Origin of the sequence: Intrasporangium zincisolvens (assembly GCF_034724055.1) — a bacterium.
In the GTDB taxonomy this organism is placed as follows: Bacteria; Actinomycetota; Actinomycetes; order Actinomycetales; family Dermatophilaceae; genus Monashia; species Monashia zincisolvens.
The window spans coordinates 1-26,440 of the sequence record NZ_JAWIIL010000004.1 but is presented as its reverse complement, the minus strand read 5'-3'; the positions used below and the strand labels follow the sequence as shown (position 1 = coordinate 26,440).

Below are 26,440 nucleotides of genomic sequence, written 5' to 3'. Positions count from 1 at the left end.
ACACCCGCACCGTCCTCACGTGCGGTCCGTCGTGCCCGTCCGTCGCGCCACGGCGACCATCGAATGGTCGGTCCACCCGGCCGCGTCGGCGGGCGCGACGGGGACAGGCGTCAACTAGAGTGGTGACGCCCGCTTCGCCCCACCGACGGCAGGAGGACGGCATGTCGAACGATCACGACGATCGCGACGAGCACGGCGCTCCCGACCGGGACGAGCCGAACTCCGAACACCAGAACGAGGAGGACCGCATGTCGAGCGACCAGTTCGACTCCGACGACATGAACGTCGAGCCGCGCACCATGCGGTTCCAGGGCGTCCCGGCCCAGGACACCGAGCACCTGGACCCGCGTGGCCTGACGGCCGAGGACCAGGCCACGATCGAGGCGCTGCGCCCCGGCACGGCGCTGCTCGTCGTGCTGCGCGGCCCGAACACCGGAGCCCGGTTCCTGCTCGACGACCAGGAGGTCGCTGCCGGGCGTCACCCCGACTCCGACATCTTCCTCGACGACGTCACCGTCTCGCGCAAGCACGCCCTCTTCGTCAAGCAGGGCGACACCGGCTACCTCGTGCGCGACGCCGGCTCGCTCAACGGCACGTACGTCAACCGCGAGCGCATCGACGAGGCACCGCTGCACACCGGCGACGAGGTCCAGATCGGCAAGTTCCGCCTCGTCTACTACGCCGCCTGACCGACGGATGCCCACGGGGACGACGGGCGAGGGCGTGCTGCCCTCGGGACCACGCCTGACCATCGGCAAGGTCATCGCCGCCCTCTCGGAGGACTTCCCCGACGTCTCGGCGTCCAAGATCCGCTTCCTCGAGGCCGAGGGCCTCGTGACGCCGCACCGCACGGCGTCGGGCTACCGCACCTTCACGGAGTCCGACGTCGAGCGGCTGCGCTACGTCCTGGCGGCGCAGCGGGACCGGTTCTGGCCCCTCAAGGTCATCCGTGAGGCCCTCGACGCCCTCGACCGGGGCCTCACCGACGCCGGCAGCGGGGGAGGGCGACCGGTGCCGCCCGAGTCGGCCCCCGACCCCGACGTGCCGGACCCCGCCGAGCTCGCGCCGCGCCGCGGCGTGACCCTGACCGGCCCCGAGCTGCGCCAGGCCACCGGCATCGACCGCCCGACGATGCACGCCCTCGAGACGTTCGGGCTGCTCGCCGCCGACGCGTCGGGCCACTACGGGCAGGACCAGGTGGCCGTCGCCGCGGCGGCCCACGCCCTCGCCGCCCACGGCCTCGAGCCGCGCCACCTGCGCCCCTTCCGCACGGCTGCCGACCGCGAGATCGGGCTCGTCGACCAGGTGCTCTCGACCCATCGCGACGACGACACCAGGGGCGAGCGCGCGGCGCAGATCGCGGCGTCGTGCATCGCGCTGCACGTCGCTCTCGTCAAGGCCGGTCTCGCCCGCTGAGCGCACTGCCGAACCCCTGCCGGACCCTCCCGACAGGTGGCGAGGCCCGGGGTACGGTGGAGTCGTGAGAGAGGTCGATGTCCTGGGCGTCCGGGTCGAGATGCCGACGAACAACCCCATCGTGCTGCTGCGCGAGCGCGACGGCGGTCGGTACCTGCCGATCTGGATCGGTGCCGCCGAGGCGGCAGCCATCACCTACGCCCAGCAGGGTGTCGTGCCTCCGCGCCCGCTGACCCACGACCTGCTGCGCGACGTGCTGGCGGTCCTGGGCCACGAGCTGACGGAGGTGCGCATCGTCGCCCTCAAGGACTCCGTCTTCCACGCCGCGCTCGTCGTCGACGGCTCGGTCGAGATCAGCTCGCGGGCGAGCGACGCGATCGCCCTCGCGCTGCGCACCGGCTCACCGGTGCTCGTCGACCCCGCGATCCTCGACGAGGCGGCGATCGTCGTCAGCTCGGAGGAGGACGACGAGGTGGAGCGCTTCAAGGAGTTTCTCGACCACGTGTCGGCCGAGGACTTCGAGGGCCCCTCCGGCGGTGAGCCGGATGAGCAGGGTGACCCGGGCCGTCCCGGGCAGCCCGGCCCGGGGGAGTGACCAACCCTCAGGTTGAAGTGGAAGGTGAAGGTGGGCCCGGACGTCGCGACACGCCGACGCCGGCAGCGCCCGGTGATTGACGCCCACCTACCCGCGTCCTACCGTCGGATAACGACGTGTGTGTAGTTATCCCGATGTCGTCTGCGCGTGTCGCGCAGACCCGCCCTGAGGAGGACGGCATGGCCGCCATGGAGAACGCGCCCGAACCGGGCCGCACGGTGCCCAGCAGCGCCCAGGGTCTGCTCTTCACCGACGACCTGCCCGACCTCGCCGACGACATCGGCTACCGCGGGCCCACCGCGTGCCGCGCCGCCGGCATCACCTACCGGCAGCTCGACTACTGGGCCCGCACCGGCCTCGTCGAGCCGTCGGTGCGCAGCGCCACCGGCTCGGGCACCCAGCGGCTCTACGGCTTCCGCGACATCCTCGTGCTCAAGGTCGTCAAGCGCCTGCTCGACACCGGCGTCTCGCTCCAGCAGATCCGCGTCGCCATCAGCCACCTGCGTGAGCGCGGCGTCGAGGACCTCGCCCAGATCACCCTGATGAGCGACGGCGCCTCGGTCTACGAGTGCACGTCGGCCGACGAGGTCATCGACCTCGTCCAGGGCGGGCAGGGCGTCTTCGGCATCGCCGTAGGACGCGTGTGGCGCGAGGTCGAGGGCGAGCTCGCACAGCTGCCGAGCGAGCGTCCCGACGACGAGGCCCCGGCCGACCACCCCGGCGACGAGCTCACCGCGCGCCGCCAGGCCCGCAAGATGGCCTGAGCCCACCAGCGACACCCACAGCGACACCAGCACCAGCAGGGCCCGCCCGGTACGTCCGGGCGGGCCCTGCTGCGTCGGCTGGTAGATTTGGCGGTGCCGATCACCCCGCGTGGGAGAGTCCTCGAGGTGTCACCACCTGCGAGGCGCCGAAGGGGCAACATCCCCGGAACCTCTCAGGCGCCAGGACCACGCGGGCGAGGCACCTCTGGAGCCGGTGGGTGACAGACGGGGAGCGTGTGTGTCATCCGCTCATCCCGCCAGGAGCCCCGCATGTCGACCGACCAGCTCGCCGCCGAGACCGCGGCGTTCACCACCGCAACCGAGGGCTTCGCCGACTTCGTCGGCCGCCATGTCGGTCCTCGTGAGGACGACGTCGCCCGGATGCTCGAGGTGGTCGGCCAGCCGAGCCTCGACGTCCTCTGCGACCGGGCGATCCCGGGCGCCATCCGCTCCGACCTGCCGCTGGCGATCGAGGCCGCCCCCAGCGAGAGCGCCGTCATCGACGAACTGCGCGGGTTCGCCTCTCGCAACACGGTGCTCACCTCGCTCATCGGCCTCGGCTACTACGGCACCGTCACGCCGCCGGTCGTCAAGCGCAACGTCCTCGAGAACCCCGCCTGGTACACGGCCTACACGCCGTACCAGCCGGAGATCTCCCAGGGCCGCCTCGAGGCGCTGCTCAACTTCCAGACCGTCGTCACCGACCTCACCGGCCTCGACGTCGCCGGCTCGTCGCTGCTCGACGAGGGCACCGCGGCGGCCGAGGCGATGTCGCTCATGCACCGGGCCACCCGCGCGAAGGCCGAGGCCGTCGTCGTCGTCGACGAGCGCGTCTTCCCGCAGACCATCGCGGTCATGCGCACCCGCGCCGAGGCGATCGGCCTGCCGCTGGTCGTCGCCGACCTGCGCCCCGTCACCGACGCCGACGCGCTGGCCGCGGTCGCCGAGGGCGCGCCGGTCGCCGGTGTGGTGCTCCAGTACCCCGACGCGTCGGGCCAGCTGCACGACTGGGCGACGCTCACCGAGACCGTCCACGCGGCCGGCGGGCTCGTCACGGCGTGCGCCGACCTGCTCGCCCTGACCCTCGTCACGGCGCCGGGGGAGTGGGGCGCCGACATCGCCGTCGGCAGCGCCCAGCGCTTCGGTGTGCCGATGGGCTTCGGCGGCCCGCACGCCGGCTACATGGCGGTGCACCGCGGCCTCGAGCGCCAGCTGCCCGGCCGCCTCGTCGGTGTGTCCGTCGACGCCGACGGACACCAGGCCTACCGGCTCGCGCTGCAGACCCGCGAGCAGCACATCCGCCGCGAGAAGGCCACCTCGAACATCTGCACCGCCCAGGTCCTCCTCGCCGTCATGGCGAGCATGTACGCCGTGTGGCACGGCCCGGCCGGGCTCGTCGGGATCGCCCGCCGCGTCACCGGCCTCGCCACGGCCCTGCGCGAGCAGCTCGTCGCCGGGGGTGTCGACGTCGAGACGACCGCGTTCTTCGACACGCTGACCGTCGTGGTCCCCGGGCGCGCCGACGACGTCGTCGCGGCATTTGCAGACCGCGGCATGAACCTCCGCCGGGTCGACGCCGACCGCGTCTCCCTCAGCCTCGACGAGGCCTCCACGGCCGCAACGGTGTCCGCGATCCTCGCGGCCTTCGGCGTCGACGCGTCGGGCACCGTCGCATCCGGGGAGGCCGACGCGTCCGGCGTCCCCGCGACGCTCGCGCGCACGTCGGACTTCCTCACCCACCCGGTCTTCCACGCGCACCACTCCGAGACCGCGATGCTGCGCTACCTGCGCCGGCTCGCCGACCGCGACTTCGCCCTCGACCGCGGCATGATCCCGCTCGGGTCGTGCACGATGAAGCTCAACGCGACGACCGAGATGGAGGCCGTCACCTGGCCCGAGTTCGCGAACCTGCACCCGTTCGCGCCGGCCGACCAGTCCGAGGGCATCCGCGCCCTCATCGACGACCTCGCCGCGTGGCTCTGCGAGATCACCGGCTACGACGCCGTGTCCCTGCAGCCGAACGCCGGCTCCCAGGGCGAGTTCGCGGGCCTGCTCGCGATCCACGCCTACCACCAGGCCAACGGCGAGGGCCACCGCCGCGTCTGCCTCATCCCGGCGAGCGCGCACGGCACGAACGCCGCCTCGGCCGTCATGGCGGGCCTCAAGGTCGTCGTCGTCAAGACCGCCCCCGACGGCACGGTCGACATGGACGACCTGCGCACCAAGATCGAGGCTCACCGCGACGACCTCGCCGCGATCATGGTCACCTACCCCTCGACCCACGGCGTCTACGAGGACACCATCACGGAGCTGTGCGAGCTCGTCCACGACGCCGGCGGCCAGGTGTACGTCGACGGCGCCAACCTCAACGCGCTCGTGGGCCTGGCCCAGCCCGGGAAGTTCGGCGCCGACGTCAGCCACCTCAACCTGCACAAGACCTTCTGCATCCCGCACGGTGGCGGCGGCCCCGGCGTCGGACCGGTCGCGGTGCGCGCCCACCTCGCGCCGCACCTGCCGAACCACCCGCTCGCGCCGGAGGCGGGGCCCGAGACCGGCGTCGGCCCGATCTCCGCGGCGCCGTACGGCTCGGCGAGCATCCTGCCGATCTCGTGGGCGTACGTGCGACTCATGGGCGGTGCGGGCCTGCGCCACGCCACGCAGACCGCCGTCCTCAACGCGAACTACGTCGCCGCCCGGCTGCGCGAGCACTACCCGGTGCTCTACTCCGGCACCGACGACCTCGTCGCGCACGAGTGCATCCTCGACCTGCGCGCCCTGACCGCTCGCACCGGCGTCACGGTCGACGACGTCGCCAAGCGGCTCATCGACTACGGCTTCCACGCGCCCACGATGAGCTTCCCGGTCGCCGGCACGCTCATGGTCGAGCCCACCGAGTCGGAGAACCTCTACGAGCTCGACCGGTTCTGCGACGCGATGATCGCGATCCGCGACGAGATCGAGCAGGTCGGCCGCGGCGAGGTCCCCGTGGCCGACAGCGTGCTGCGGCACGCGCCCCACACCTCGATGCGCCTGGCCGGCGAATGGGACCACCCGTACGACCGCGCCACGGCCGCCTTCCCGGTCGGGGTGTGCGCCCCGGACAAGTACTGGCCGCCGGTGAGCCGCATCGACGGCGCCTACGGCGACCGCAACCTCGTCTGCTCGTGCCCGCCGCCGGAGGCGTTCGAGGGCTGAACACCCCGGCCCGATTGGCTCGCGTCGGGCTCCCACATGTGGTTGTCTCGCTTCGTGGGAGCCGACGTCGAGCAGGCCAGGTACACCCGGGAACAGCGACAGCAGTACCGGGAGAAGGTCCGGCGCGACCTCGACGTGTTCGAACGCATGCTCGGCAAGAGCGAGTTCGAGTTCGACCGGCCCATGACGGGCCTCGAGATCGAGCTCAACCTCGTGTCCGAGGACCTCGGTCCGAAGCTCGACAACAAGACCGTCCTCGAGCAGATCGCCGACGAGAACTTCCAGACCGAGCTCGCCCGCTACAACATCGAGCTCAACGTCCACCCGCGGCCGCTGCCGGGCGACTCGGCGCTCGAGCTCGAGAAGGACCTGCGCGAGTCGCTGAACCAGGCCTCGGCCCGGGCCGCCGACCTCGGCGTCGGCATCGTGGCCATCGGCATCCTGCCGACGATCATGTCCGAGCACTTCGAGGGCGACTGGATCAGCGAGAACATCCGCTACGCCGCGCTCAACAACGCCGTCCTCGACGCGCGGGGCGAGGACGTGTGGCTCGAGCTCGAGGGACCGACGGGCGAACGGATCGCCCGCTACTCCGACAGCCTCGCGCCCGAGTCGGCGTGCACCTCGATCCAGCTGCACGTGCAGGTGCAGCCAGAGCGGTTCGCCGACCACTGGAACGCCGCCCAGGTGCTCGCCGGCCCGCAGCTGGCCGTCGGCGCCAACTCCCCGTTCTTCCTCGGCCAGCGCCTCTGGGCCGAGACGCGCATCCCGCTGTTCACCCAGTCGACCGACACCCGCTCGGTCGAGCTGAAGAACCAGGGCGTCCGGCCCCGGGTCTGGTTCGGGGAGCGCTGGATCACCTCGATCTTCGACCTGTTCGAGGAGAACGTGCGCTACTTCCCGGCCCTGCTGCCGGAGATCTCCGAGGAGCAGCCCGAGGACGTCTTCGAACGCGGCGAGGTGCCCGAGCTCAAGGAGCTGCGGCTGCACAACGGCACCGTGTACCGGTGGAACCGGCCCATCTACGACATCGTCGGCGGCCGCCCGCACCTGCGCGTCGAGAACCGGGTGCTGCCCGCCGGTCCGAGCATCGCCGACGTCCTCGCCAACGCCGCGTTCTACTACGGCACCCTGCGCGTGCTCGCCGAGGAGGACCGCCCGGTGTGGACGCGGATGAGCTTCTCTGCGGCAGAGGCGAACTTCGAGGAGGGCGCCCGCCTCGGCATCGACGCCCGCTCGTACTGGCCCGGGTTCGGCGAGGTGCCGACGACCGAGCTCGTCCTGCGCCGCCTGCTGCCGATGGCGCACGAGGGCCTCGAGCGGTGGGGCGTGTCCTCGGCGGTCCGCGACCGCTACCTGACGATGATCGAGCAGCGCTGCCTCACTGGCGTCAACGGGGCCTCGTGGCAGACCGAGTGCGTCGCCCGGCTCGAGGCCCGCGGTCTGACGCGCGACAAGGCGTTGCGCGAGATGCTCGGGCGCTACATCGAGGGGATGATGGCCAACGAGCCGGTGCACACGTGGGAGCTGCCCTCGGCGCCGTGACGCGTCGGGATGTCGCGGGTCAGGCGTCCTTGAGCAGGCGCCAGGGCGAGAGGTTGAACGAGCCGATGCACCGCGTGGACCGGTGGTGCGTCAGCACGCTCATCGATCCGGCGTCGAGGACCAGCTGTTGGCCGAAGCGCGGGTCGACCCCGAGGTAGGCGGCGGTGAGGACGCGCAGCGCGTGCCCGTGCCCGAAGAGGGCGACGTTGCCGTCCTGCAGGGCGGGCCACACCTTCTCGATGACCTGCCGGCCCCGCTCGGCCACCTGCTCGATCGTCTCGCCCGGGGTGACGCCGGGCTTCACGCCGTCGACGAAGACCTCCCACGGGTGGCCGATGTCGGCGCTGATCTGCTTCGTCGTGACGCCCTCGTAGGCGCCGTAGTCCCACTCGCGTAGCAGCGGCTCGACCTCGAAGTCGCCGAGGCCTGCGAGCTCGGCCGTGTGCCTGGCCCGCTGGAGCGGAGAGACGAGGACGCGAGAGAAGGTGCGGGGGCGCAGGATGTCGGCGAGCTCGCGCGCGGCCGCCTCGCCCTCGGGCAGCAGCGGGAGGTCGGTGGTGCCGGTGTGCTGGCCGGTGAGCGACCACTCGGTCTCGCCGTGCCGGAACAGGTAGATGTCGCCGGGGACGACGCCGTCGCGCTGGGCCATGGCGCCATCCTCGCACCCGCTCGGGCAGACTCGCCTCATGGACCTGTCCTTCGAGCTGCTCAACGTCTTCGCCGTCGAGGGCGACCCGTTCTCCGGCAACCCGCTCTGCGTGCTCACCGGCGCCGCAAGCCTGTCCGATGCCGCGATGCAGCGCTGGGCCCGGCAGTTCAACCTCAGCGAGACGACGTTCGTCACCGGGCACGACGACGCGGGGGAGGCGTCTGTGCGGATCTTCACGCCCGGGCACGAGATGCCGTTCGCCGGGCACCCGACGCTCGGCACCGCCGAGGTCGTCGCCGGGCTCGCGGCCGCCGGGGGCGCCGCCCCGCCCGAGCGGGTCCACCTGACGATGCCGGCGGGGCGCATCCCCGTGCACCGCGTGGCAGGCGGCTGGCGCCTCGACGCCCCGGCCGCCACCACGCGTCCGGTCCCCGCGAGTGCCGCCGACCTCGCCCGCACCCTGGGGCTGGGCGTGGAGGCCGTGTGCGACGCGGCGTGGGTCGATGCCGGTGTGGAGCAGCTCGTCGTGCGCCTGCGCGGGCCCGAGGACGTCCGGGCCTGCGTCGCCGACCCGCGCCTCATGGCGCAGCACATGACCTCTCCCGGGTGGCCGCCGCACGTCTACGTGTGGGCCTGGACCGGTCCGGCCTCGATCGAGGCGCGCCTCTTCTTCACCCAGGACGCCTCGGTCGTCGAGGACCCGGCCACCGGGTCGGCCTGCGCCAACCTCGGGGGCTGGCTGGCCGAGCAGGGACACCGCGACGCGACCATCGAGGTGCGGCAGGGCGCGGCGGTCGGCCGACCGTCGCGTCTCGTGCTCGAGGTCGACGCCGGGGGCCGGGTGCACGTGGGTGGGCGCGTCGAGCGGGTCGGGTCCGGCGTGCTGGCGGGGGAGCGGGGCTGACATGGGCGTCTACATCGGCTTCCTCCGCGCCGTGAACGTCGGCAAGCGTCAGGTGCGCATGGAGCGGCTGCGGAACGTGCTGTCCGACAACGGGTTCCGCGACGTCGAGACCCACATCCAGACGGGCAACGTCAAGGTCACCTCGTCGATGCGCAGCGTCGCCAAGGTCGAGAAGGAGCTGCGGCGACTCATCAGCGAGGCCTTCGGCTTCGACGTGCCGGTGGTCGTGCGCACCCCCGCCCAGCTGCGCCGGCTCGCCGACGACGCCGAGTCGCTCGACTCACCCATCACGTCGGACGCCCGGCGCTACGTCACCTTCATGACCGGCGACCTGGCACCCGAGGGCGTCGAGGCGCTGCACGCCTGGGACGTGCCCACCGAGGCCGCCCGGGTCGTCGGCGGCGACATCGTGCTGTTCCTGTCCGACGGGGTCCAGGGCTCGCGGCTGACGAATGCCCGCATCGAGAAGCTGACGGGCGCGGTCGGCACGGCACGCAACATCACCGTCGTGCGCGCCCTCGCCGACAAGTGGGGCGGCTGAGGGAGGCCCGGCTCCGGCGGCCGGTCAGAGACGCGAGCGCCGGACGAGCTCGAAGCAGACCACGGCGGCCGCGGCCGACACGTTGAGCGACTCGACGCCCGAGGCCATCGGGATCGACACCCACGTGTCGACGAGGCGCGCCACCTCGGGCGAGAGCCCGGCCGTCTCGCTGCCGAGGACGAAGGCCACCGGCTCGCGCAGGTGCGCGGCGAAGAGGTCGTCGTCACCCGACGCGTCGAGACCCACGACGTGGAAGCCGCGCCTCTTGAGCGCCGCGACGGCCTCCTCCGCGGTCGCCGTCTTGAGGATGGGTGCCTTGAACGCCACCCCGGCCGACGCCTTGACGACGAGCGGGTCGAGCGAGGCGACGCCGCGGCGGGGGACGACGACCCCGCCGATCCCGGCCGCCGTGGCCGAGCGCAGGATCATGCCGACGTTGGCCGGGGTCGTGATGCCGTCGAGGACGAGGACCGAACCGAGGGTGGAGGCGTCGGTGTCGAAGGCCTCGAGGGCTGCGTCGAGCGGGCGCATCCGAGGAGCCGTGACGTCGGCGAGCACACCCTGGTCCTGCCGGCCGTTGCCGGCCAGCTTCTTGACGCGGTCGGCGCTCGCCCGCTGGACCTGGACGCCGCGACGCCGCGCGGCCTGCTCGATCTCGCGGATGCCGGCACCCCGCACGCCCTCGGCGACGACGACCTTGTCGACGTGCAGCTCGTCGTCGAGGAGCACCTCGTGCACCGGGTTGCGCCCGTAGACCGTGATGAAGCGGTCCTTCGGCGAGACGGGCTCGGACCCGTGGCGATCGCTGCTCGGACGATCGGTGCTCTGGCGGGTGGTGCGGCGGTCCTGCGGGGTCACCGCGTCAGGATGTCACAGCGAGGTCGAGGAGCCCGACGTGCTCGGGGCGCAGCCGCTGCCGGGCCGCCTCGAGCGGCAGCAGCTCGGCCCGCAGCACCTCGCTGCCGTCGGGCACCGGCACGGCGTCGTCGGGCAGCACCCCGGCGAGCACGACCTCGATGCGCGGCCCGCGCCGGGCGCCGGGTACCGGGCGCACGCGCAGGACCCGAACCTCCTCGAGACGCAGCCCGGTCTCCTCGCGGACCTCGCGGGCCAGGCCCTGCTCCCACGTCTCGCCGACCTCGGCCCAGCCGGACGGCAGCCCCCACGGGTTGCCCATCCAGTAGCGGTGCTCCTGCACGAGGACCCGGCCGTCGCGTGTCGTGACGGCGCCGGTGAGCCCGACGAGGAAGGTGTCGTGGCGCCAGCGCAGCAGCCGCCACTGCCACCGGCCCCCGATCCGGCGCCAGACCGTGCGGGCGAGGGCGTGGACCGGCGACATGTGCCCAGCCTTTCACGCCGGGAATGGGCGAGGAGGACCCTGCGTTAGAGTGGTTGAATTCTCAACAACCAAGGAGCTGGGAGCCATGCAGTTCGGGATCTTCACCGTCGGCGACGTCACGACCGACCCGACGACGGGTCGCACACCGACCGAGCACGAGCGGATCAAGGCGACCGTCGCCATCGCGAAGAAGGCCGAGGAGGTCGGTCTCGACGTCTTCGCCACCGGACAGCACCACAACCCGCCGTTCGTCGCACCGGGCAACCCGCCCGTGCTACTCGCGAGCATCGCCGCGCAGACCGAGCGGATCATCCTGTCCACCTCGACGACCCTCATCACGACAACCGACCCGGTGCGCATCGCCGAGGACTACGCGATGCTCCAGCACCTGTCCGACGGCCGCGTCGACCTCATGATGGGCCGTGGCAACACCGGCCCCGTGTACCCGTGGTTCGGCAAGGACATCCGCGAGGGCATCGAGCTCGCCATCGAGAGCTACGCCCTGCTGCACCGGCTGTGGCGCGAGGACGTCGTCGACTGGCAGGGCAAGCACCGCACCCCGCTGCAGGGCTTCACCTCCACGCCCCGCCCGCTCGACGGCGTCGCGCCGTTCGTGTGGCACGGCTCGATCCGCAGCCCGGAGATCGCCGAGCAGGCCGCGTACTACGGCGACGGCTTCTTCTCCAACCACATCTTCTGGCCGGCCAGCCACACGGCCCAGATGGTGCAGCTCTACCGCCGCCGCTTCGAGCACTACGGCCACGGCAGCGCCGACCAGGCCATCGTCGGCCTCGGCGGCCAGGTCTTCATGCGCAGGAACAGCCAGGACGCGGTGCGCGAGTTCCGCCCGTACTTCGACAACGCGCCGGTGTACGGCCACGGGCCCTCGCTCGAGGACTTCACGACCCAGACGCCGCTCACCGTCGGCAGCCCGCAGGAGGTCATCGAGCGCACCCTCGGGTTCCGTGACTACGTCGGCGACTACCAGCGCCAGCTCTGGCTCATGGACCACGCCGGCCTGCCCCTCAAGACGGTCCTCGAGCAGCTCGACATCCTCGGCGAGGAGGTCGTCCCCGTGCTGCGCAAGGAGTTCGCCGCCCTCAAGCCCGCCCACGTGCCGGACGCCCCGACCCACACCAGCCTCGTCGCCGCGGCCGGCGGCGCCCACGACGCGACGGTCTACGCCGCCGCCGACGACGTCACCGGTGCCTCGCCCGAGACCGGCACCCACACCACCGACAGCACCCAGGACACCGCGGAGGTGACCCGATGACCACGAACCTGCACCGGCCGCTCCACCTCGCCGTCGTCACGGCCGGCCTGACCCAGCCGTCCTCGACGCGCCTGCTCGCCGACCGCCTCACCGACGCCGTCGTCGCAGCCCTCGCGCCCCGCGACGTCGTCGTCGAGGTCGTCGAGGTGCGCGACGTCGCCCACGAGCTGACCGACAACGTCCTCACCGGCTTCGCCGCCCCCGAGCTGCAGTCCCGGCTCGACGCGGTCGCCGGGGCCGACGCCGTCATCGTGGCGACCCCGGTCTACGCGGCCTCCTACAGCGGCCTGTTCAAGATGCTCGTCGACGTGCTGCCCAAGGACGCCCTGCGCGACACCCCGGTCCTGCTCGGGGCCACCGGCGGCACCGCCCGGCACTCGCTGGCCATCGACCACGCGCTGCGGCCGCTCTTCGCCCACCTCGGCGCGCTCGTGGCCCCGGTCGCCGTGTTCGCGGCCTCCGAGGACTGGGGCAGCGTCGACGCGGGCCGGCTCGGGGAGCGCATCACCCGCGCGGGTTCGGCGTTCGCCGGCCTGCTGACCGGAGCCCCCCGCCGGGAGCGCGTCGACCCCTTCGAGGACGTGACGCCGTTCGCGGCCCTCCTCGACGGCCTCAGCGCCTGAGAGACCCCGTCGCCCACCCGCAAGGCCGATCAGGCGCCGCGGGTGGGCGACCGGGCAGACTCGGGCCCGTGACCTCGACTCCCACGGGCTCGACCGTCCCCGCTCTCGCGCGGCGCCTCACCACCTCCGACGCGACCCTCATCGGCGTCGGGTCGATGGTCGGCGCGGGCCTGTTCACGGCGTTCTCGCCGGCCGCCGCGTCGGCCGGCTCGTGGCTGCTGCTCGCCCTGCTGGTCGCCGGCGTCGTCGCGTTCTGCAACGCGGCGTCCTCGGCCCAGCTCGCTGCCCAGTACCCGACGTCCGGAGGCACGTACGTCTACGGACGCGAGCGCCTCGGCCCCTGGTGGGGGTTCGTCGCCGGCTGGGGGTTCGTCATCGGCAAGACCGCGAGCTGCGCCGCCATGGCGCTCGCCTTCGCGGTCTACGTGGCCCCGCCGGCCTGGCAGCGCCCGGTCGCGGCGGCGGTCGTCGTGGCCCTCGTGGCCGTCAACTACCGCGGCATCACCCGCACCGCGGCCCTGACGCGCGTGCTCGTCACCGTCGTCCTCGTGCTGCTCGGCGTCGTCCTCGCGACGACAACCGTCCTGCGCTGGGGCGAGCCGCCCCTGGACGGCGGCGTCGCCGCGCCCGGCACCGGCGGCGTCGGTGGCGTGCTGCAGGGCGCGGCGCTGCTCTTCTTCGCCTTCGCCGGTTACGCCCGCGTCGCGACGCTGGGGGAGGAGGTCGTCGACCCGACCCGGACCATCCCGCGGGCCGTCGCCCTCAGCTTCGCCGTCGTCCTGCCGCTCTACGCGGTGACGGCGGCCCTGCTCCTGCACGTCCTCGGACCCGGCGCGACGGCCGCCACGCGGGCTCCGGTGCACCGGCTCGCCGAGGTGGCCCAGGGCCTGGACGGCTGGCTGTCGTGGGTCGCGGTCGTGGCGGCAGCGGTGGCCACGCTCGGGGCGCTGCTCGCGCTCGTCGCCGGCGTCGGGCGCACGACCCTGGCGATGGCCCGCGAGGGCGACCTGCCGCGAGCGCTCGCGGCCGTCCACCCCCGCTACGCCGTGCCGCACGTCGCCGAGCTCGTCCTCGGCGTCGTCGTCGTCGTGCTCGTGCTGCTCACCGACCTGCGCGGCGTCATCGGGTTCTCCTCGTTCGGCGTGCTGACCTACTACGCGGTGGCCAACGCCTCGGCCCTGACCCAGGCAGCGGAGCACCGGCGGTACCCGCGGCCGATCGCGGTGCTCGGGCTCGTCGGGTGCCTCGTCCTCGCCTGGGCCGTGCCGCTCGCGTCGCTCGTCGCCGGGGCGCTCGTGCTCGCGGTCGGTCTGCTAGGCCGGCTCGTCGTCCGCCGCGTCCGGCGCTCGCGACACGCCTGACGCCGTGCACGGGGGACCTCTCCCCATGGACTCCGGGCTCGGCGCGCCCTAGCGTGGCCGCACCGTCGTCAGGAGGTGTGCCGTGCTGTACCGCAAGGGTGCCGACCCCGTCGTGCTCGACCGCGTCGCCGGCGAGCTCGCCCGCTGCGCGCGCGACGTCGACACCGTGCGGGCCGACGCCTCCCGCGCCGTCACAGCGATCGGACACGCCTGGGGCGGGGCCGACGCCGACCGTGCCGCCGACGACTGGCGCCGGGCATCCGCGCACCTGTCCGTCCTCGGTACGCGTCTCGACGACCTCGCCTCCCGCTTGCGTGAGAACGCACGCGCCCAACGTGGAGCGAGCGAGGCCGCCGGTGGCAGTGGGGTGCCCGTGTTCCCGTGGCCCTTCGGCGGCGGTGGCGTCCCGGGTTTCCCCTTCGCCCCCTCCCCGAGCGGGAGCGAAGCCTCCGAGCCGCTGGCCGACGAGACCCGCGGCACGGAGCCGCAGCCGATCGACCTCGAGCTGGCACACCTCGCGCAGGGCGTCTACGACGGCGAGGGCACCGACCGCTTCAGCCCCGTCGCCGACGACGACCTGCGGGCGCTCGGCATCGACCCGTCGCGACTCACCGGACCGGGCGGCTTCCAGGCCCAGGTCTACCGCGACGCCGACGGCGGCTACGTCCTCGCCTTCGCCGGTACCGACCCGACGAGCGTCAGCGACTGGGCCACCAACGTCCAGCAGGGCACCGGGCAGCTGAGCGCCCAGCACCTGCAGGCGATCCGCCTGGCCCAGGCCCTCGGCACGGCGGTCGGTCCAGAGCACCTCGTCCTCACCGGCCACTCGCTCGGCGGCGGACTGGCCAGCACGGCGGCGGCCGCCACCGGTGACCCGGCCGTCACCTTCAACGCGGCCGGCGTCCACCCCAACACCCTGCTCGCCGCCGCGGCGCTCGGCGGCAGCCACCTCGGCGTCGCCGCCGACCAGGTCCGCAACTACCACGTGCGCGGCGAGCTGCTCACGACGCTGCAGAACCCGCTCGGGTCCTTCGTCGACCACGTCCCGTTCGGCATCGGCGACAACGCCCTCGCCCCCGACGCCCTCGGCACCCAGATCGCCCTCGACCCCGCCGAAGGGCCGCACGTGTCGGTGTCGGGATGGGCCGCGCTCAGCCCCGTGGTCGGCGCCATCGACGTCGCCACCGACCTCGGCGGGTGGTCGGTGCACGAGCACCAGGCGCCCTCGGTCATCGACGCCATGGAGGCGAGCACCTACTTCGGCAAGCAGTGACGCCCCGGCGACCACCGAAACACACTGCGGCTCAGGCGAGCTCGAGCCGGTCGACGACGAGGTCGGCGATGGCCAGCGACGCCGTGGCCGCGGGGGAGGGCGCGTTCCGGATGCAGAACACCGCGCCGACGCGGCTGAAGCGGAAGTCCTCGACGAGCGAGCCGTCGCCGTCCATTGCCTGGGCCCGCACTCCGGCGGGCGCGGGGAGCACGTCGGACTGGCTCAGCTCGGGCACGTAGCGACGGACGCGGCCCACGTACGTGCGTCGGCTCAGTGAGCCGGCCACCTCGTGGAGGCCGGTGCGCACGTTGGCCCGGGCGAAGCGTCGGAACCCGGGCGAGGCCACCAGCTCGCGCAGCTGCGACGCGTCGACGTCTCCGCGCCGGTAGCCCTCGCGGGCCGTGGCCAGCACGGCGTTGGGCCCGAGCAGCACCTCGCCGTCGGTACGGCGGGTCAGGTGCACGCCGAGGAACGGGTAGCGCGGGTCGGGCACCGGGTAGACGAGCCCCCGCACTAGGTGACGCGCCTCGGGCCGCAGCCGCAGGTACTCACCGCGGAAGGGCACGATGCGCGGCTCCGGTCCGTCGCCGGCCAGGGCGGCGAGCCGGTCGGCCCCGAGCCCGGCCGCGACGACGACGACGTCGGCGGTGACCCCGCGCCCGTCGGCAGCGGTGAGCCGCACCGGTCCGGAGTCCCGGCGCCGCACGTCGACGACCTCGAAACGAGTGAGGACCTGTGCGCCCGCGTCCGACGCGTCGGAGAGGAACGCCCGCGCGACGGCGCCGAAGTCGGTGACGGCGGTCGTCGGGGACAGCAACGCGGCCCGCCCGGTGACGTGCGGCTCGACGTCCCGCAGGCCGTCCGGACCGAGCCGCTGCAGGCCGGGGACGCCGTTGGCGCTCGCCCGGCGCTCGAGCTCGCGCAGGCGAACCTCCTCGTCAGCGTCGAGCGCGACGACGACCTTGCCGAGCTCGTCGTAGGGCAGGCCGCGCTCGCGGCAGTAGGCCGAGAGCCGCCGCACCCCCTCCCGCGACAGGCGCGCCTTGTCCGAGCCGGGCGCGTAGTAGACGCCGGCGTGGACGACGCCGCTGTTGTGGCCGGTCTGGTGCGTGCCGGGCTCGGCCTCCTTCTCGAGCACCGTCACCTCGGGCACCGTCCCACCCGGACCGGGCCGCGTGAGGCGACGCGCCACCGCGGCCCCGACGATGCCGGCGCCGACGACGACCACGCGGCTCCGCGCCGGCCCGGCGGTCACGCGCCCTGCTCGACGGCGTCGACGTCGGCCTGCGTGGCCGGCACCACGTGCTCGGCGTACGGGTCCGGGTGGCGGGCCACCCAGACGCGGATGTACGGGCACAGCGCGACGATGGCGTGCCCGGAGGCGATCGTCGCGTCGAGGGCGGTGCGGGCCAGGCGGCTCGCCAGCCCGTGGCCCTCGGCCTCCGGGCGCACCTCGGTGTGGAAGAAGACGACCCGGTCGGGCCGGCCGTCGGTGCCGGGCACGACGACGTACTCGGCGATGCCGACGACGCGGTCGCCGTCGCGCACCTCCCAGCGACCGGCATCCGGTGCGTCGGCGACGGTGAACGGGTCGGCGGCGCCGTCCTCGGGCTGGCTCGCGGGCTCGCTCATCGCCCCAGCATGGCAGGGTGGGCCCCATGGCGAAGTACTTCGACGTCCACCCGGTGGACCCCCAGCCGCGCGCGATCCGCCAGGCGGTGCAGGTGCTGCGCGACGGCGGTCTCGTCGCGTACCCGACCGACTCGTGCTTCGCCCTCGGCTGCACCCTCGACAACCCCGAGGGCAAGGAGCGGATCCTGCGCATCCGCCACCTCGACGACAAGCACCACTTCACGCTCGTGTGCGCCGACTTCGCGCAGCTGGGCCAGTTCGTGCACCTCGACAACGCCGTCTTCCGAGCCGTCAAGGCCGCCACCCCGGGCCCGTACACGTTCATCCTCCCCGCCACCAAGGAGGTGCCGCGTCGCCTCCTGCACCCCAAGAAGAAGACCGTCGGCGTGCGCATCCCCGAGCACCCCGTCGTCCGCGAGCTGCTCCGCGAGCTCGGCGAGCCGATCCTGTCGAGCACCCTTCTGCTGCCCGAGGACGACGAGCCGATGACCGAGGGCTGGGCCATCAAGGACCGCCTCGACCACGTCGTCGACGCCGTGATCGACTCGGGGGAGTGCGGCCTCGAGCCGACGACGGTCGTCGACTGGTCCGAGGGCTACCCAGAGGTGACGCGCGTCGGCGCCGGGGACCCGTCGCCGTTCGAGTGAGCCGACGCGTGCCCGGCGCGCGCCGACGAGCGACCCACTGTCGCGACGTCCTCCGGTGGGGTTCAATCGCCCCATGAGCCACGCGCCGACGAAGGAGTCGATGACGGCACTGCTCGCGGGGCTCGACCCCGCCGAGCGGGAGACGATCCGGCTGCGCCTCGACCGTTTCACCGACGACCTCGTCACGGCGCTCGCGACGCTCTACCCGGAGCACGACGTGTCGGCGCTCGCACTGCGCCTCATCGAGCGCGCCGTCACGGGCTTCCGTGATCGCGACCCCGAGCTGCGTCGCCTCGACCAGAAGCGGCTCCTGCGGCCCGACTGGCTCCAGCAGCCCGACATGTTCGGGTACGCCTGCTACACCGAGCGGTTCGCGGAGGACCTGCAGGGGATGACCGGGCGCCTGGACTACCTGCGCGACCTCGGCGTCACCTACCTGCACCTCATGCCGCTGCTGCTGCCGCGCGACGGCGACAACGACGGCGGCTATGCGGTCGCGGACTACCGGCGCGTCCGGCCCGACCTCGGCGACGTCGAGGACCTGCGGACCCTGACCCGGGCCCTGCGCACCGAGGGGATCTCGCTGGTCCTCGACCTCGTCCTCAACCACGTCGCGCGCGAGCACGAGTGGGCCCGGCGGGCCCGCGCGGGGGAGTCGCGCTACCGCGACTACTTCCACGTCTACCCCGACCGGGTCATGCCCGATGCTTACGAGCGGACCCTGCCCGAAGTGTTCCCCGACTTCGCGCCGGGCAACTTCACGTGGGACGACGAGCTCGGCGGCTGGGTGTGGACGACCTTCAACGAGTGGCAGTGGGACGTCGACTGGTCCAACCCCGACGTCCTCGTGGAGTACGCCGAGATCGTCCTGCACCTGGCCAACCTCGGCGTCGAGGTGCTTCGGCTCGATGCCATCGCCTTCACGTGGAAGCGGCTCGGCACCAACTGCCAGAACCAGCCCGAGGTGCACGCCGTGGCCCAGGCGCTGCGCGCCGTCGCGCGGATCGCGTGCCCCGCCCTCGCGTTCAAGGCCGAGGCCATCGTCGGCCCGCGCGACCTCGTGCAGTACCTCGGCCTCGGCGCCCACGCCGGACGCGTCAGCGACCTCGCGTACCACAACAGCCTCATGGTGCAGGTCTGGTCGATGCTCGCGACCGGGAGTACGCACCTGGCGCGGGTGGCGCTCTCGTCGCTGCCGCCGACCCCGCCTAGCGGCACGTGGATCTGCTACGTGCGCTGCCACGACGACATCGGCTGGGCCATCGACGACGAGGACGCGGCCCGGGCAGGTCTCGACGGCTTCGCCCACCGCCGCTTCCTGTCCGACTGGTACGCCGGCGAGTTCCCGGGTTCGTGGGCGCGCGGGCTCGTCTTCCAGGCGAACCCGGCCACCGGCGACAAGCGGATCTCCGGCACGGCAGCGGCCCTGGCGGGGCTGCAGGCCGGTGAGGAGGCCGGTGACCGGGACGGGCGCGACCTCGGCCTCGCACGGCTGTTCCTGGCCCACGCCGTCGTCGCGGGCTGGGGCGGCATCCCGGTCGTGTGGAGCGGCGACGAGCTCGGCCTGCCCAACGACCCGCTGTGGGACCTCGAGCCCGGCCACGAGGACGACAACCGGTGGGCCCACCGGGAGCGCCTGGACTGGGACGTCGCCACCCGACGGGCCGACCTCGCGACCGACGCGGGCAAGGCGTTCCAGGGCCTGCGCCACCTCGCGCGCGTGCGCGCCTCGCTGCCCCAGCTGCACGCGTCCGCCCCCGTGCGCGTCGTCGCCGACAGCGACGACGGCGTTCTCGTCGTCGAGCGTTCGCACCCGAGCGGGCCGATGGTCGGCGTCTACAACGTGACCCCGACGTGGCGCACCGTGGCCGTCCGGCACCTGCACGAGGCCGGGATCGCCCAGCCCGTCGACGCCCTCGGCGGTCACCCGGTCTACGCCGGGCCCGACGGCATGGCCGCCCTCAGCCCGTACGCCGCGTGGTGGGTCGTCGACGCGTCGGTGTGAGCCGTTCCCCGGCCACGACCCATCTCCTTGGTAAAGGTTGTGCGATAACCTTTACCAAGGAGGTGGTCCACGTGGCAGTCAGCTGGCCGACGCTCGGTCGCCGTACGGTGCCGTGGCAGCCCGTCGAGGGCTTGCTCGACCTCTCACGCCGGGCCCTGCGCTCGACCCCGCGCACCTACGACGCCGCCCTCGTGCCGACGGTCGTCGACGCGTCGCTGGTGCTGCCCGGCGACCTCGCCGCCGACCTCGACGAGGCCACCCGGCTGCTCGCGGCCTTCGATGCCGGGGGAGCGGGGGAGATCGCCCCGTTCGCCTCGGTCCTGCTGCGCTCGGAGAGCGCGGCCAGCTCGCAGATCGAGAACCTCACGTCGTCGGCCCGGGCGCTCGCCGAGGCCGAGATCGGTGAGGGCAACCGCGCCAACGCCTCGCTCATCCTCGGCAACGTCCGCACGATGCAAGCAGCGCTCGACCTCGCGGGCCGGCTCGACGAGTCGGCCATTCTCGCGATGCACCGCGCCCTCATGGCCCAGCAGGTGCGACACGCGGCAGGGGAGTGGCGTACCGAGCAGGTGTGGGTCGGCGGCTCGCCCCTGCACCCGGGCCAGGCCGATTACGTCCCGCCAGTGGCCGCCGACGTCCCGACGCTTGTCGCCGACCTCGTCGCGTTCATGGACCGCGACGACCTGCCGCCGCTCGCGCAGGCGGCCCTCGCGCACGCGCAGTTCGAGACGATCCACCCGTTCACCGACGGCAACGGCCGCACCGGGCGGGCGCTGCTCCACTCGGTGCTCCTGCACACCGGGGCGATCCATCGGGTCACGGTGCCGATCTCGGCCGGCCTGCTCGCGGTGCGCGACGACTACTTCGCGGCACTGACCGCCTACCGCGCCGGCGACGCCGAGCCGATCCTGCGGTGCGTGGCCGGCGCCGCCCGCAGCGGCGCCCACATCGGTGAGCGGCTCGTCGGCACGCTCCGCGACGTCCGCGCCGAGTGGGACGAACGGCTCACGGCCCGTGGCGGGTCCGCGGCTCGGGCCGCGCTCGACCTGCTCGTCCGCCAGCCCGTCGTCACGGCCCGCGTCGTGGCTCGGGAGCTCGGCGTCACCGCCCCCACGGCGCAGACCGCGATCCAGCGCCTCGTCGCCGACGGCATCGTCGTCGAGTCGACGGGGCATCGGCGCAACCGGGTCTATCGGGCACCTGACGTGCTCCGGGCGCTCGACCAGTACGCCGCCGGGCTCGGTCGTAGAGTAGGGTGAGCGAATCCCACTGTGCCACAATGTAATTCGCCCATAATCGACATTATGCAATGGGGCTCGTGACCGACCGACGCGTCAGAAGACCCTCGGGACGAGCTGGATCTTGACCGCCTCCAGGCGCCGGTCCTGTCCGACGGTGCCCGCGGTCGCCCCGTCGACGACCCACGGCTGCCAGCCGACGTCCTGCACGTGCGCCGAGTAGCGGACGGAGTAGAACGTCGCGAGGTCACCGATGAGCCGGACCTGGAGCGCCTCCATCCGTCGCGACTCACCGACCGTGCCGATCATGGCCGGCGTCGTCGTCCAGGCCATCCAGCCAAGGCCCTCGACGTCGGCGCGGTACTGGACCTGCCCGGAGAAGGGCAGTCGCGCGGTGGACATCCGCAGCGCCTCGAGACGCAACGCGCGACCCGTCGTGCCGCTCACCGCGCCGTCGCTCACGGCCGCCATCCACCCGAGACCCTGCACGTAGGCGGCGTACGTCGTCGACGGCGCCTTGGCCAGCAGCCGCACCTGGATGGCCTCGATGCGCAGCGCGCGGCCCGTGGTGCCGGCCGTGGCGCCGTTGCGGACCCAGCCCATCCAGCCGACGTTCTGCACGTGCACGCGGTAGGAGAGGTCGAACCTCGACGCGAGCTCACCCGTGAGTCGCAGCCGGACCGCCTCGAGCCGCAGGGCGCGACCAGTCGTACCCACCAGGCCACCGGGCGCGCCCCAGCCCATCCAGCCGAGGTTCTGCACGTGGCCGTCCCCCTGCACCCCGCCGGTCAGCGTCGTGCCCGACACCGCGAACCGCACGGCCTCGAGGCGCCGAGCCTCGCCCGTCGTTCCGGCGATCATGCCCGACGAGACCGCCGGCTGCCACCCGGTGCCGGCGAGATGCGCCGGGAAGGTCAGGGTCGGCACGCCGGGGCCGTACGCCAGTCGCAGGTAGGCGGCGCGGGCCGACATCCAGTTCTTGAACGACCGGACGCCCTGCTCGAACGAGCCCGTGGTGTAGCCGAGGTTGCCGTCCCAGCGCTGGAAGTTCAGGTGGGCCGAGTCCTCGATGTCGGCCCGCAGGTCGTCGATCTCGGCCAGGGTCGCGTCGATCCGGCTGCGGAACGTGGAGGCGTACATCTGCTTCGTCAGCGCGACGAACTGCGGGTTCCGCGTCAGCGTCTCGAACCAGTTGTGCCGCTTCACCCGGAGGTAGGTCGTGGACTTGACATACTCGGAGCTGGGGTCGCCGCCCCAGATCTTCGGGGTGAAGTTGCCCATCGCGACGTCCATGTCCCACACCGGCCCGGCGTGGAGCTTGTCGCCGGGCCCGTTCTTGTAGAAGTAGACGCTCGAGCGGTCGAAGTCGTAGTTCTCCGTGACCTCGTGGATGAAGGCGTACTTCACGAACGAGTCCACGTCGATGAGCGAGCTGATCCTCTGCCAGTCCGGGGTCGGCGCGTAGAGCGCCGTCTCCAGCGCGTTGACGTCGGCCTGGATCTCCGCATAGGCGACCGCCACGGTGGGGTCGAGCACGTCGTCCACCCCGAGCGTCGCGTCCTTGAGCACGAACAACGTCCCGGTGCGGGCGGTCAGGAAGTAGTGCGGCTCCGCCCGGCCGTGGATCGGGTCCTGCTCGAGGAGCACGCCGTGGTCGCTGGTCAGGGCGACCCGGTTGGTGCCGACCTCGGTCTTCTCGACGAGCAGGTAGTTGCCGAGGTACTCGCCGTTGATGCTCAGGTCGACGTACCGCGACTCGGGCGAGTACGCCAGGCCGAAGGAGTCGGCGAGGTCGTAGGCGATCTTGTTGCGCAGCAGCGAGGGGTCCTGGTGGTTGGCCAGCAGCACCCAGGTCCGGCTCGACTGCATGCCGAGCGGGCCGACGGCGGTCGTGAACTTGATCTGGTACGGACGCTTGTCGAGGGTCCACGTGTAGTTGCCGCGACCCTTGATCGTCGCGCCGGCGTCGATGATGTCGTTGCCGGGGGTGGAGCCGTCGACGAGGTTGACCGTGGCCGCGACGGAGTTGTCCTTGGACGCGTGGATGTACGCGAGCGTGTTCTTGGTCGGGTCCGGGTCGGTCAGCGCCACCGACAGGAGCGGCAGGTTCGTCGGCGGCACCGGGGCCGCCGAGACCGCGCTGGGCGACGGACCCGCGGCGGTCGCCGACGCCTGAGCCGTGGCGACCGACGCCGGAACGAGCAGGGACAGGGCAAGGAGGGCGACAAGACCGCCCCGTCGTCGCAGCATCATGATGCTTCGTCCTCCCGGGGCCGAATTGCGTGAAAAACCACCCATTCCCGTAATGCGTTCTGCTGCAACGGAATTCGCAGTACGGCCCCGATACGTCGAGGGTAGGCACGACTCGCATCCCACGTCAGTGGTTCGGCGAACTCCGTGACCGGCGAGACACCCGGGGTGGCCGACTAGAGGCTCAGGTCCACCCAGGCACCGTGCGGATGGCACGTGCCGAGCGCCCGCGGCTCGCCCTCACGACCGGCACGCCAGCGCCTCAGCCCGACGACCGTGCCGCGGTCACCGGCACCGTCCGGCACGGGGACGGCCGGGACGCAGCCCGGCGGCTCCGCCGTGAGCCACGAGAGGTCGGACACCTCACGCGAGATCGCGTCGAGCACCGACGCGAGCCCGATCCTGCGCGACGCCTCGAGGTAGGTGAGGGCCCACGAGGTCAGGACCACGACGTGCGCGCCGGGCCCGGCCAGCGAGCGCGCACGCCCGACCGCGTCGTGCAGGCCGTCGACCATGTCGCCCGCGAGGACGAGCGGGGGGTCGTGGCGCAGCAGGCCCCGCGCCGCACGGAACCGCTCGACCCGGCCCGGCACGTCGGGCCACAGGCACGCCTCCAACCAGCGGACCGCCTCGTCGTCGTCGAGGTCCACGGGGGCGAGGTCGAGCCCGACCCGTGCACGCACGGGCGGCAGCCCGGCACCTCGTGCATGCAGCGCGGTGCCGACGCCCGCGCGGTCGACCCCCGAGCAGCGCACCGGGGAGGTGGCGTCGCCCAGGACCACGGTCCCGTGCGGCGAGGACAGCTCGACCGCGTAGCGGTCGACACCGAGCAGCAGCCCGGCACTCGCGCCCAGCTCGACGAGCGCGACCGGCACGTCCGGGCGATCCGTCGTGGCCATGGCGAGACCGGCGGCCGCGTACACGGACCGGTTGACCTCGTTCGTCTGCGTCGTGCGCGTCGCCATGAGCTGCCGCAGCTCGTCGGCGTGGTCCAGGACCGTGGTGCGCACGTCGGGCCACGGGTCGCCTTCAGGCAGGGCGTCCCGGCCCACGACGCTGGCGTACCAGCGGGCCGCGGGGACGTCGGGCCGGCGCAGGACGAGGTCGTGCAGGGCCGCGAACCACAGCACCGGACGCGCCTGTCCCGGCTGGGCCGACACGAGCAGCCCGGCGGTCTCCGGGTCCTCGGCGACGCGTCGGCTGACGGAACCGTAGAGCGGGAGCGACGCGTACTCCGCACCGAACTCGCGGAACCGCCGCCGCACGTGCGCGAGGCGCTCGGCCGCGCCGTCGTCGTCCCCCTCGCGTGAGGTGTGCCGGTCAGAAGCCGGTGGCACCGTCGACCCTCTCGCGCACGAGGTCGCCGTGACCGTTGTGGCGGGCGTACTCGCCGATGAGGTGCAGGTAGACGAACCGGACCTTGAAGGGTTGACCACCTGATCGCACGACGTCGTCGAGGTCGTGGGCAGCCGCCACGGCGTCGGCCCGGCTCCACTCGTCGAGCAGCGCCGCGTAGTCCTCGGCGGCGCGCTCGGGGTCCAGCTCGTCGAAGTCGCGGTCGACCCCCTCACCGAACCCGTGCAGCGGCACGACGTCCTGGCCGCCGACGCGCTGGCGCCACCAGATGCGCTCGACCTTGCGCAGGTGACGCAGCAGCCCGAGGAGGCTGACCCCGGAGGGCTCGACGGAGCGCGTCGCCAGCTGCTCGCCGGTCAGGCCCGAACAGATCGCGAGCAGCGTCGCCCGGTGGTAGGCGAGCAGCCCGGAGAGCAGCTCACGCTCGCCGGCGACGAGCGAGCCGCCCGGCTGCTCGACGGGCGGCGCGGTCCACGGGGCCGCCGGCTCGGCCTGGTCCGACGGCGGCGGGGTGGTCGTCACGGTCTGCCTCCGAAGTGGTTGCTGCGCAATGGGTTTCGCTCGAGCAGGACGGCGACCTCGTGGTGCGACGTCTGGGGGAACATGTCGAACAGGCGGGCCTCCACGGCGTGCAGCGACGGCATCGCGCCGAGGTCGCGGGCCAGGCTGTCGACGTGGCAGCTGGAGTAGACCACGTGCGAGGCAGGCGACGCCTCGAGCCACGCAGCGAGACGTGGACCGATGCCGCGTCGGGGTGGGTTGACGACGACGAGCCCACGGCCCGAGTCGGATTCGGTCACGCCGGGCAGCGCAGTCACGTCGGTGGCATCGCCCACGGTGAAGCCGAGGTCCGCGCTGGTGGCGCCCGACGCCGTGAGCGCAGCGGCGCTGCGGCGGGCCGACACGATGGCCTCGGGGGCCACCTCGACGCCCCGGACCACGCGGTCGGCCCGGCCCGGCGCGACGGCTGCCTGCAGGGCGAATCCGCCGACGCCGCAGTAGAGGTCGAGGACGACGGCCGGGTCGACCCGCGCCACCCAGTCGCGGGCCTGCCGGTAGAGCGCCGTGGCGACGCCGGTGTTGGTCTGGAAGAAGCTGTTGGGCCGCAGGAACAGCTCGACGTCGTCGAGACGCATGGGCAGGACGTCGGCGTCGGTGAGGAGGATCTCGACGTCGCCCTCGGTGACCGCCTTGTGCTCCGGCTGGAGGTTGACCGACACGACGCGCACCTCGGGCAGCGTGTCGAGGATGACGGCCAAGCGGGAGCGCAAAAGCGCCAGGTGCTTCTGCGACCGGAGGACGAAACGGAGCATCGCGTCCCCGTCGGGGGAGTGGGTCAGCAGGACGTGCTTGACCTCGCCGCGCCGGGACGGCACGTCGTACGGCTCGAGCGCCAGCGCGTCGAGCAGGTCGGCGACCCGCGGCACGAGCTCGGCGAGCCCGGGCTCGTAGAGGCCGCAGTGGCGCAGGTCGGTGCCGAGGCCGCTGCGGTCGAGGATGCCGACCGTCACCGCACCGGGGGAGCCCCCGACGACGAGCTTTGCCTTGTTGCGGAAGTGCGACTCGGGACCGGCGTGCGGCGGCAGCCACGTGACGCCGGCGGTGACCGGTGCGAGGACGTCGACGACGTGTCGCTGCTTGTCGGCCAGCTGGTGGTCGTGGGGGACGCCCATGAGGGTGCACGAGCGGCACCGGTCGGCATCGAAGTAGTCGCACAGCATCGGGGCCAAGGCTACGGTCGCCGGGCGTCGTCTACCTCCTCGGGTAGAGGGGTTCTCTCCACTGAAATGACATAATGTCGATTATCGGCGTTACAAGGGTGAGCATGGATCGC

At 72.9% G+C, this 26,440-nt stretch carries 24 protein-coding genes and 1 riboswitch; of the genes, 15 read left to right on the top strand and 9 right to left on the bottom strand.

The annotated features are described in order from the left end of the window. Positions 1 to 248: 248 nt before the first annotated feature. The 6 genes from RY076_RS12355 (at position 249) to RY076_RS12330 (ending at position 7,515) form a co-directional block, all read left to right on the top strand. On the top strand, positions 249 to 689 hold the full coding sequence (locus RY076_RS12355; protein WP_413785778.1) for an FHA domain-containing protein: 441 nt from the start codon (positions 249 to 251) through the stop codon (positions 687 to 689). 7 nt (positions 690 to 696) lie between these two features. Beyond that, a complete protein-coding gene (gene ftsR / locus RY076_RS12350; protein ID WP_323098391.1) occupies positions 697 to 1,416 on the top strand; it encodes a transcriptional regulator FtsR in 720 nt (239 codons plus the stop codon). A 64-nt stretch (positions 1,417 to 1,480) separates the two neighbouring features. Further along, on the top strand, positions 1,481 to 2,011 hold the full coding sequence (locus tag RY076_RS12345) for a bifunctional nuclease family protein (protein WP_323098386.1): 531 nt from the start codon (positions 1,481 to 1,483) through the stop codon (positions 2,009 to 2,011). A 179-nt stretch (positions 2,012 to 2,190) separates the two neighbouring features. Further along, positions 2,191 to 2,775, top strand: a complete 585-nt coding sequence (locus tag RY076_RS12340) for a MerR family transcriptional regulator (protein WP_323098384.1) — start codon at positions 2,191 to 2,193, stop codon at positions 2,773 to 2,775. Between the two features lie 100 nt (positions 2,776 to 2,875). Next, a riboswitch (glycine riboswitch) is annotated at positions 2,876 to 2,974 on the top strand. Between the two features lie 71 nt (positions 2,975 to 3,045). Continuing rightward, complete coding sequence (gcvP, locus tag RY076_RS12335; protein WP_323098382.1) at positions 3,046 to 5,970, top strand: aminomethyl-transferring glycine dehydrogenase; 2,925 nt, start codon at positions 3,046 to 3,048, stop codon at positions 5,968 to 5,970. 36 nt (positions 5,971 to 6,006) lie between these two features. After that, positions 6,007 to 7,515: a glutamate--cysteine ligase gene (locus RY076_RS12330; protein ID WP_323098377.1), complete on the top strand. Its 1,509-nt coding sequence runs from the start codon at positions 6,007 to 6,009 to the stop codon at positions 7,513 to 7,515. 19 nt (positions 7,516 to 7,534) lie between these two features. On the opposite strand, the gene RY076_RS12325 is transcribed toward RY076_RS12330, so the two are convergent. Then, positions 7,535 to 8,164 carry a histidine phosphatase family protein gene (locus RY076_RS12325; RefSeq protein ID WP_323098375.1) on the bottom strand — a complete coding sequence of 210 codons (630 nt, stop codon included), beginning with the start codon at positions 8,162 to 8,164 and terminating at the stop codon, positions 7,535 to 7,537. A 37-nt stretch (positions 8,165 to 8,201) separates the two neighbouring features. On the opposite strand from RY076_RS12325, the gene RY076_RS12320 reads away from it, so the two are divergent. Next, a complete protein-coding gene (locus RY076_RS12320) occupies positions 8,202 to 9,068 on the top strand; it encodes a PhzF family phenazine biosynthesis protein (RefSeq protein ID WP_323098373.1) in 867 nt (288 codons plus the stop codon). Position 9,069: 1 nt separating this feature from the next. Next, complete coding sequence (locus RY076_RS12315; protein ID WP_323098366.1) at positions 9,070 to 9,609, top strand: DUF1697 domain-containing protein; 540 nt, start codon at positions 9,070 to 9,072, stop codon at positions 9,607 to 9,609. 24 nt (positions 9,610 to 9,633) lie between these two features. Here RY076_RS12315 and RY076_RS12310 read toward each other — a convergent pair whose 3' ends face one another. Together RY076_RS12310 and RY076_RS12305 are read right to left on the bottom strand one after the other, a co-directional pair. Further along, positions 9,634 to 10,467 (bottom strand): TrmH family RNA methyltransferase, encoded by an 834-nt coding sequence (locus tag RY076_RS12310; RefSeq protein WP_323098363.1) that lies wholly within the window; start codon positions 10,465 to 10,467, stop codon positions 9,634 to 9,636. A gap of 4 nt (positions 10,468 to 10,471) precedes the next feature. After that, positions 10,472 to 10,948 (bottom strand): NUDIX hydrolase, encoded by a 477-nt coding sequence (locus RY076_RS12305; protein WP_323098360.1) that lies wholly within the window; start codon positions 10,946 to 10,948, stop codon positions 10,472 to 10,474. An 85-nt stretch (positions 10,949 to 11,033) separates the two neighbouring features. Here RY076_RS12305 and RY076_RS12300 point away from each other — a divergent pair, with 85 nt between their 5' ends. The 4 genes from RY076_RS12300 (at position 11,034) to RY076_RS12285 (ending at position 15,478) form a co-directional block, all read left to right on the top strand. Further along, positions 11,034 to 12,221, top strand: coding sequence for an LLM class flavin-dependent oxidoreductase (locus tag RY076_RS12300; RefSeq protein ID WP_323098358.1), 1,188 nt, complete (start codon positions 11,034 to 11,036; stop codon positions 12,219 to 12,221). Then, positions 12,218 to 12,844, top strand: coding sequence for a CE1759 family FMN reductase (locus RY076_RS12295; RefSeq protein WP_323098356.1), 627 nt, complete (start codon positions 12,218 to 12,220; stop codon positions 12,842 to 12,844). Before RY076_RS12300 ends, RY076_RS12295 begins: the two co-directional genes overlap by 4 nt. Before the next feature lie 68 nt (positions 12,845 to 12,912). Then, positions 12,913 to 14,205, top strand: a complete 1,293-nt coding sequence (locus tag RY076_RS12290) for an APC family permease (protein ID WP_323098352.1) — start codon at positions 12,913 to 12,915, stop codon at positions 14,203 to 14,205. An 82-nt stretch (positions 14,206 to 14,287) separates the two neighbouring features. Then, complete coding sequence (locus tag RY076_RS12285; protein WP_323098350.1) at positions 14,288 to 15,478, top strand: Mbeg1-like protein; 1,191 nt, start codon at positions 14,288 to 14,290, stop codon at positions 15,476 to 15,478. 31 nt (positions 15,479 to 15,509) lie between these two features. On the opposite strand, the gene lhgO is transcribed toward RY076_RS12285, so the two are convergent. Then, a complete protein-coding gene (lhgO, locus tag RY076_RS12280; protein ID WP_323098346.1) occupies positions 15,510 to 16,733 on the bottom strand; it encodes an L-2-hydroxyglutarate oxidase in 1,224 nt (407 codons plus the stop codon). Next, the gene (locus tag RY076_RS12275; protein WP_323098343.1) at positions 16,730 to 17,110 is read right to left on the bottom strand and encodes a GNAT family N-acetyltransferase; all 381 of its coding nucleotides are present in this window, start codon (positions 17,108 to 17,110) and stop codon (positions 16,730 to 16,732) included. The genes lhgO and RY076_RS12275 overlap by 4 nt, the downstream gene beginning before the upstream one ends. 26 nt (positions 17,111 to 17,136) lie before the next feature. Here RY076_RS12275 and RY076_RS12270 point away from each other — a divergent pair, with 26 nt between their 5' ends. The 3 genes from RY076_RS12270 to RY076_RS12260 all read left to right on the top strand — a co-directional run bounded on the left by RY076_RS12270 (position 17,137) and on the right by RY076_RS12260 (position 21,021). Next, positions 17,137 to 17,757 carry an L-threonylcarbamoyladenylate synthase gene (locus tag RY076_RS12270; protein WP_323098337.1) on the top strand — a complete coding sequence of 207 codons (621 nt, stop codon included), beginning with the start codon at positions 17,137 to 17,139 and terminating at the stop codon, positions 17,755 to 17,757. A 73-nt stretch (positions 17,758 to 17,830) separates the two neighbouring features. Further along, entirely contained in the window at positions 17,831 to 19,762 is a 1,932-nt protein-coding gene (locus RY076_RS12265) for an alpha-amylase family protein (protein WP_413785772.1), read from the top strand. Between the two features lie 71 nt (positions 19,763 to 19,833). Beyond that, positions 19,834 to 21,021 (top strand): Fic family protein, encoded by a 1,188-nt coding sequence (locus tag RY076_RS12260; RefSeq protein WP_323098333.1) that lies wholly within the window; start codon positions 19,834 to 19,836, stop codon positions 21,019 to 21,021. Positions 21,022 to 21,096: 75 nt separating this feature from the next. Here RY076_RS12260 and RY076_RS12255 read toward each other — a convergent pair whose 3' ends face one another. The 4 genes from RY076_RS12255 to RY076_RS12240 all read right to left on the bottom strand — a co-directional run bounded on the left by RY076_RS12255 (position 21,097) and on the right by RY076_RS12240 (position 26,327). Further along, positions 21,097 to 23,253, bottom strand: coding sequence for a CotH kinase family protein (locus tag RY076_RS12255; RefSeq protein ID WP_323098330.1), 2,157 nt, complete (start codon positions 23,251 to 23,253; stop codon positions 21,097 to 21,099). Positions 23,254 to 23,426: 173 nt separating this feature from the next. Further along, on the bottom strand, positions 23,427 to 24,587 hold the full coding sequence (locus RY076_RS12250; RefSeq protein ID WP_323098325.1) for a DUF2332 domain-containing protein: 1,161 nt from the start codon (positions 24,585 to 24,587) through the stop codon (positions 23,427 to 23,429). Then, positions 24,571 to 25,128, bottom strand: a complete 558-nt coding sequence (locus tag RY076_RS12245; protein WP_323098323.1) for a DinB family protein — start codon at positions 25,126 to 25,128, stop codon at positions 24,571 to 24,573. Before RY076_RS12245 ends, RY076_RS12250 begins: the two co-directional genes overlap by 17 nt. Further along, positions 25,125 to 26,327, bottom strand: a complete 1,203-nt coding sequence (locus tag RY076_RS12240; RefSeq protein ID WP_323098321.1) for a methyltransferase domain-containing protein — start codon at positions 26,325 to 26,327, stop codon at positions 25,125 to 25,127. Before RY076_RS12240 ends, RY076_RS12245 begins: the two co-directional genes overlap by 4 nt. Positions 26,328 to 26,440: the final 113 nt, after the last annotated feature.

What these genes read in the sequence shown, in the direction of transcription:
- RY076_RS12355 (WP_413785778.1), top strand. Translation starts at nt 249, where the DNA reads ATGTCGAGCGACCAGTTCGACTCCGACGACATGAACGTCGAGCCGCGC.
- ftsR (WP_323098391.1), top strand. Translation starts at nt 697, where the DNA reads ATGCCCACGGGGACGACGGGCGAGGGCGTGCTGCCCTCGGGACCACGC.
- RY076_RS12340 (WP_323098384.1), top strand. Translation starts at nt 2,191, where the DNA reads ATGGCCGCCATGGAGAACGCGCCCGAACCGGGCCGCACGGTGCCCAGC.
- gcvP (WP_323098382.1), top strand. Translation starts at nt 3,046, where the DNA reads ATGTCGACCGACCAGCTCGCCGCCGAGACCGCGGCGTTCACCACCGCA.
- RY076_RS12330 (WP_323098377.1), top strand. Translation starts at nt 6,007, where the DNA reads ATGTGGTTGTCTCGCTTCGTGGGAGCCGACGTCGAGCAGGCCAGGTAC.
- RY076_RS12325 (WP_323098375.1), bottom strand. Translation starts at nt 8,164, where the DNA reads ATGGCCCAGCGCGACGGCGTCGTCCCCGGCGACATCTACCTGTTCCGG.
- RY076_RS12320 (WP_323098373.1), top strand. Translation starts at nt 8,202, where the DNA reads ATGGACCTGTCCTTCGAGCTGCTCAACGTCTTCGCCGTCGAGGGCGAC.
- RY076_RS12315 (WP_323098366.1), top strand. Translation starts at nt 9,070, where the DNA reads ATGGGCGTCTACATCGGCTTCCTCCGCGCCGTGAACGTCGGCAAGCGT.
- RY076_RS12305 (WP_323098360.1), bottom strand. Translation starts at nt 10,948, where the DNA reads ATGTCGCCGGTCCACGCCCTCGCCCGCACGGTCTGGCGCCGGATCGGG.
- RY076_RS12300 (WP_323098358.1), top strand. Translation starts at nt 11,034, where the DNA reads ATGCAGTTCGGGATCTTCACCGTCGGCGACGTCACGACCGACCCGACG.
- RY076_RS12295 (WP_323098356.1), top strand. Translation starts at nt 12,218, where the DNA reads ATGACCACGAACCTGCACCGGCCGCTCCACCTCGCCGTCGTCACGGCC.
- RY076_RS12275 (WP_323098343.1), bottom strand. Translation starts at nt 17,110, where the DNA reads ATGAGCGAGCCCGCGAGCCAGCCCGAGGACGGCGCCGCCGACCCGTTC.
- RY076_RS12270 (WP_323098337.1), top strand. Translation starts at nt 17,137, where the DNA reads ATGGCGAAGTACTTCGACGTCCACCCGGTGGACCCCCAGCCGCGCGCG.
- RY076_RS12265 (WP_413785772.1), top strand. Translation starts at nt 17,831, where the DNA reads ATGAGCCACGCGCCGACGAAGGAGTCGATGACGGCACTGCTCGCGGGG.
- RY076_RS12255 (WP_323098330.1), bottom strand. Translation starts at nt 23,253, where the DNA reads ATGATGCTGCGACGACGGGGCGGTCTTGTCGCCCTCCTTGCCCTGTCC.
- RY076_RS12240 (WP_323098321.1), bottom strand. Translation starts at nt 26,327, where the DNA reads ATGCTGTGCGACTACTTCGATGCCGACCGGTGCCGCTCGTGCACCCTC.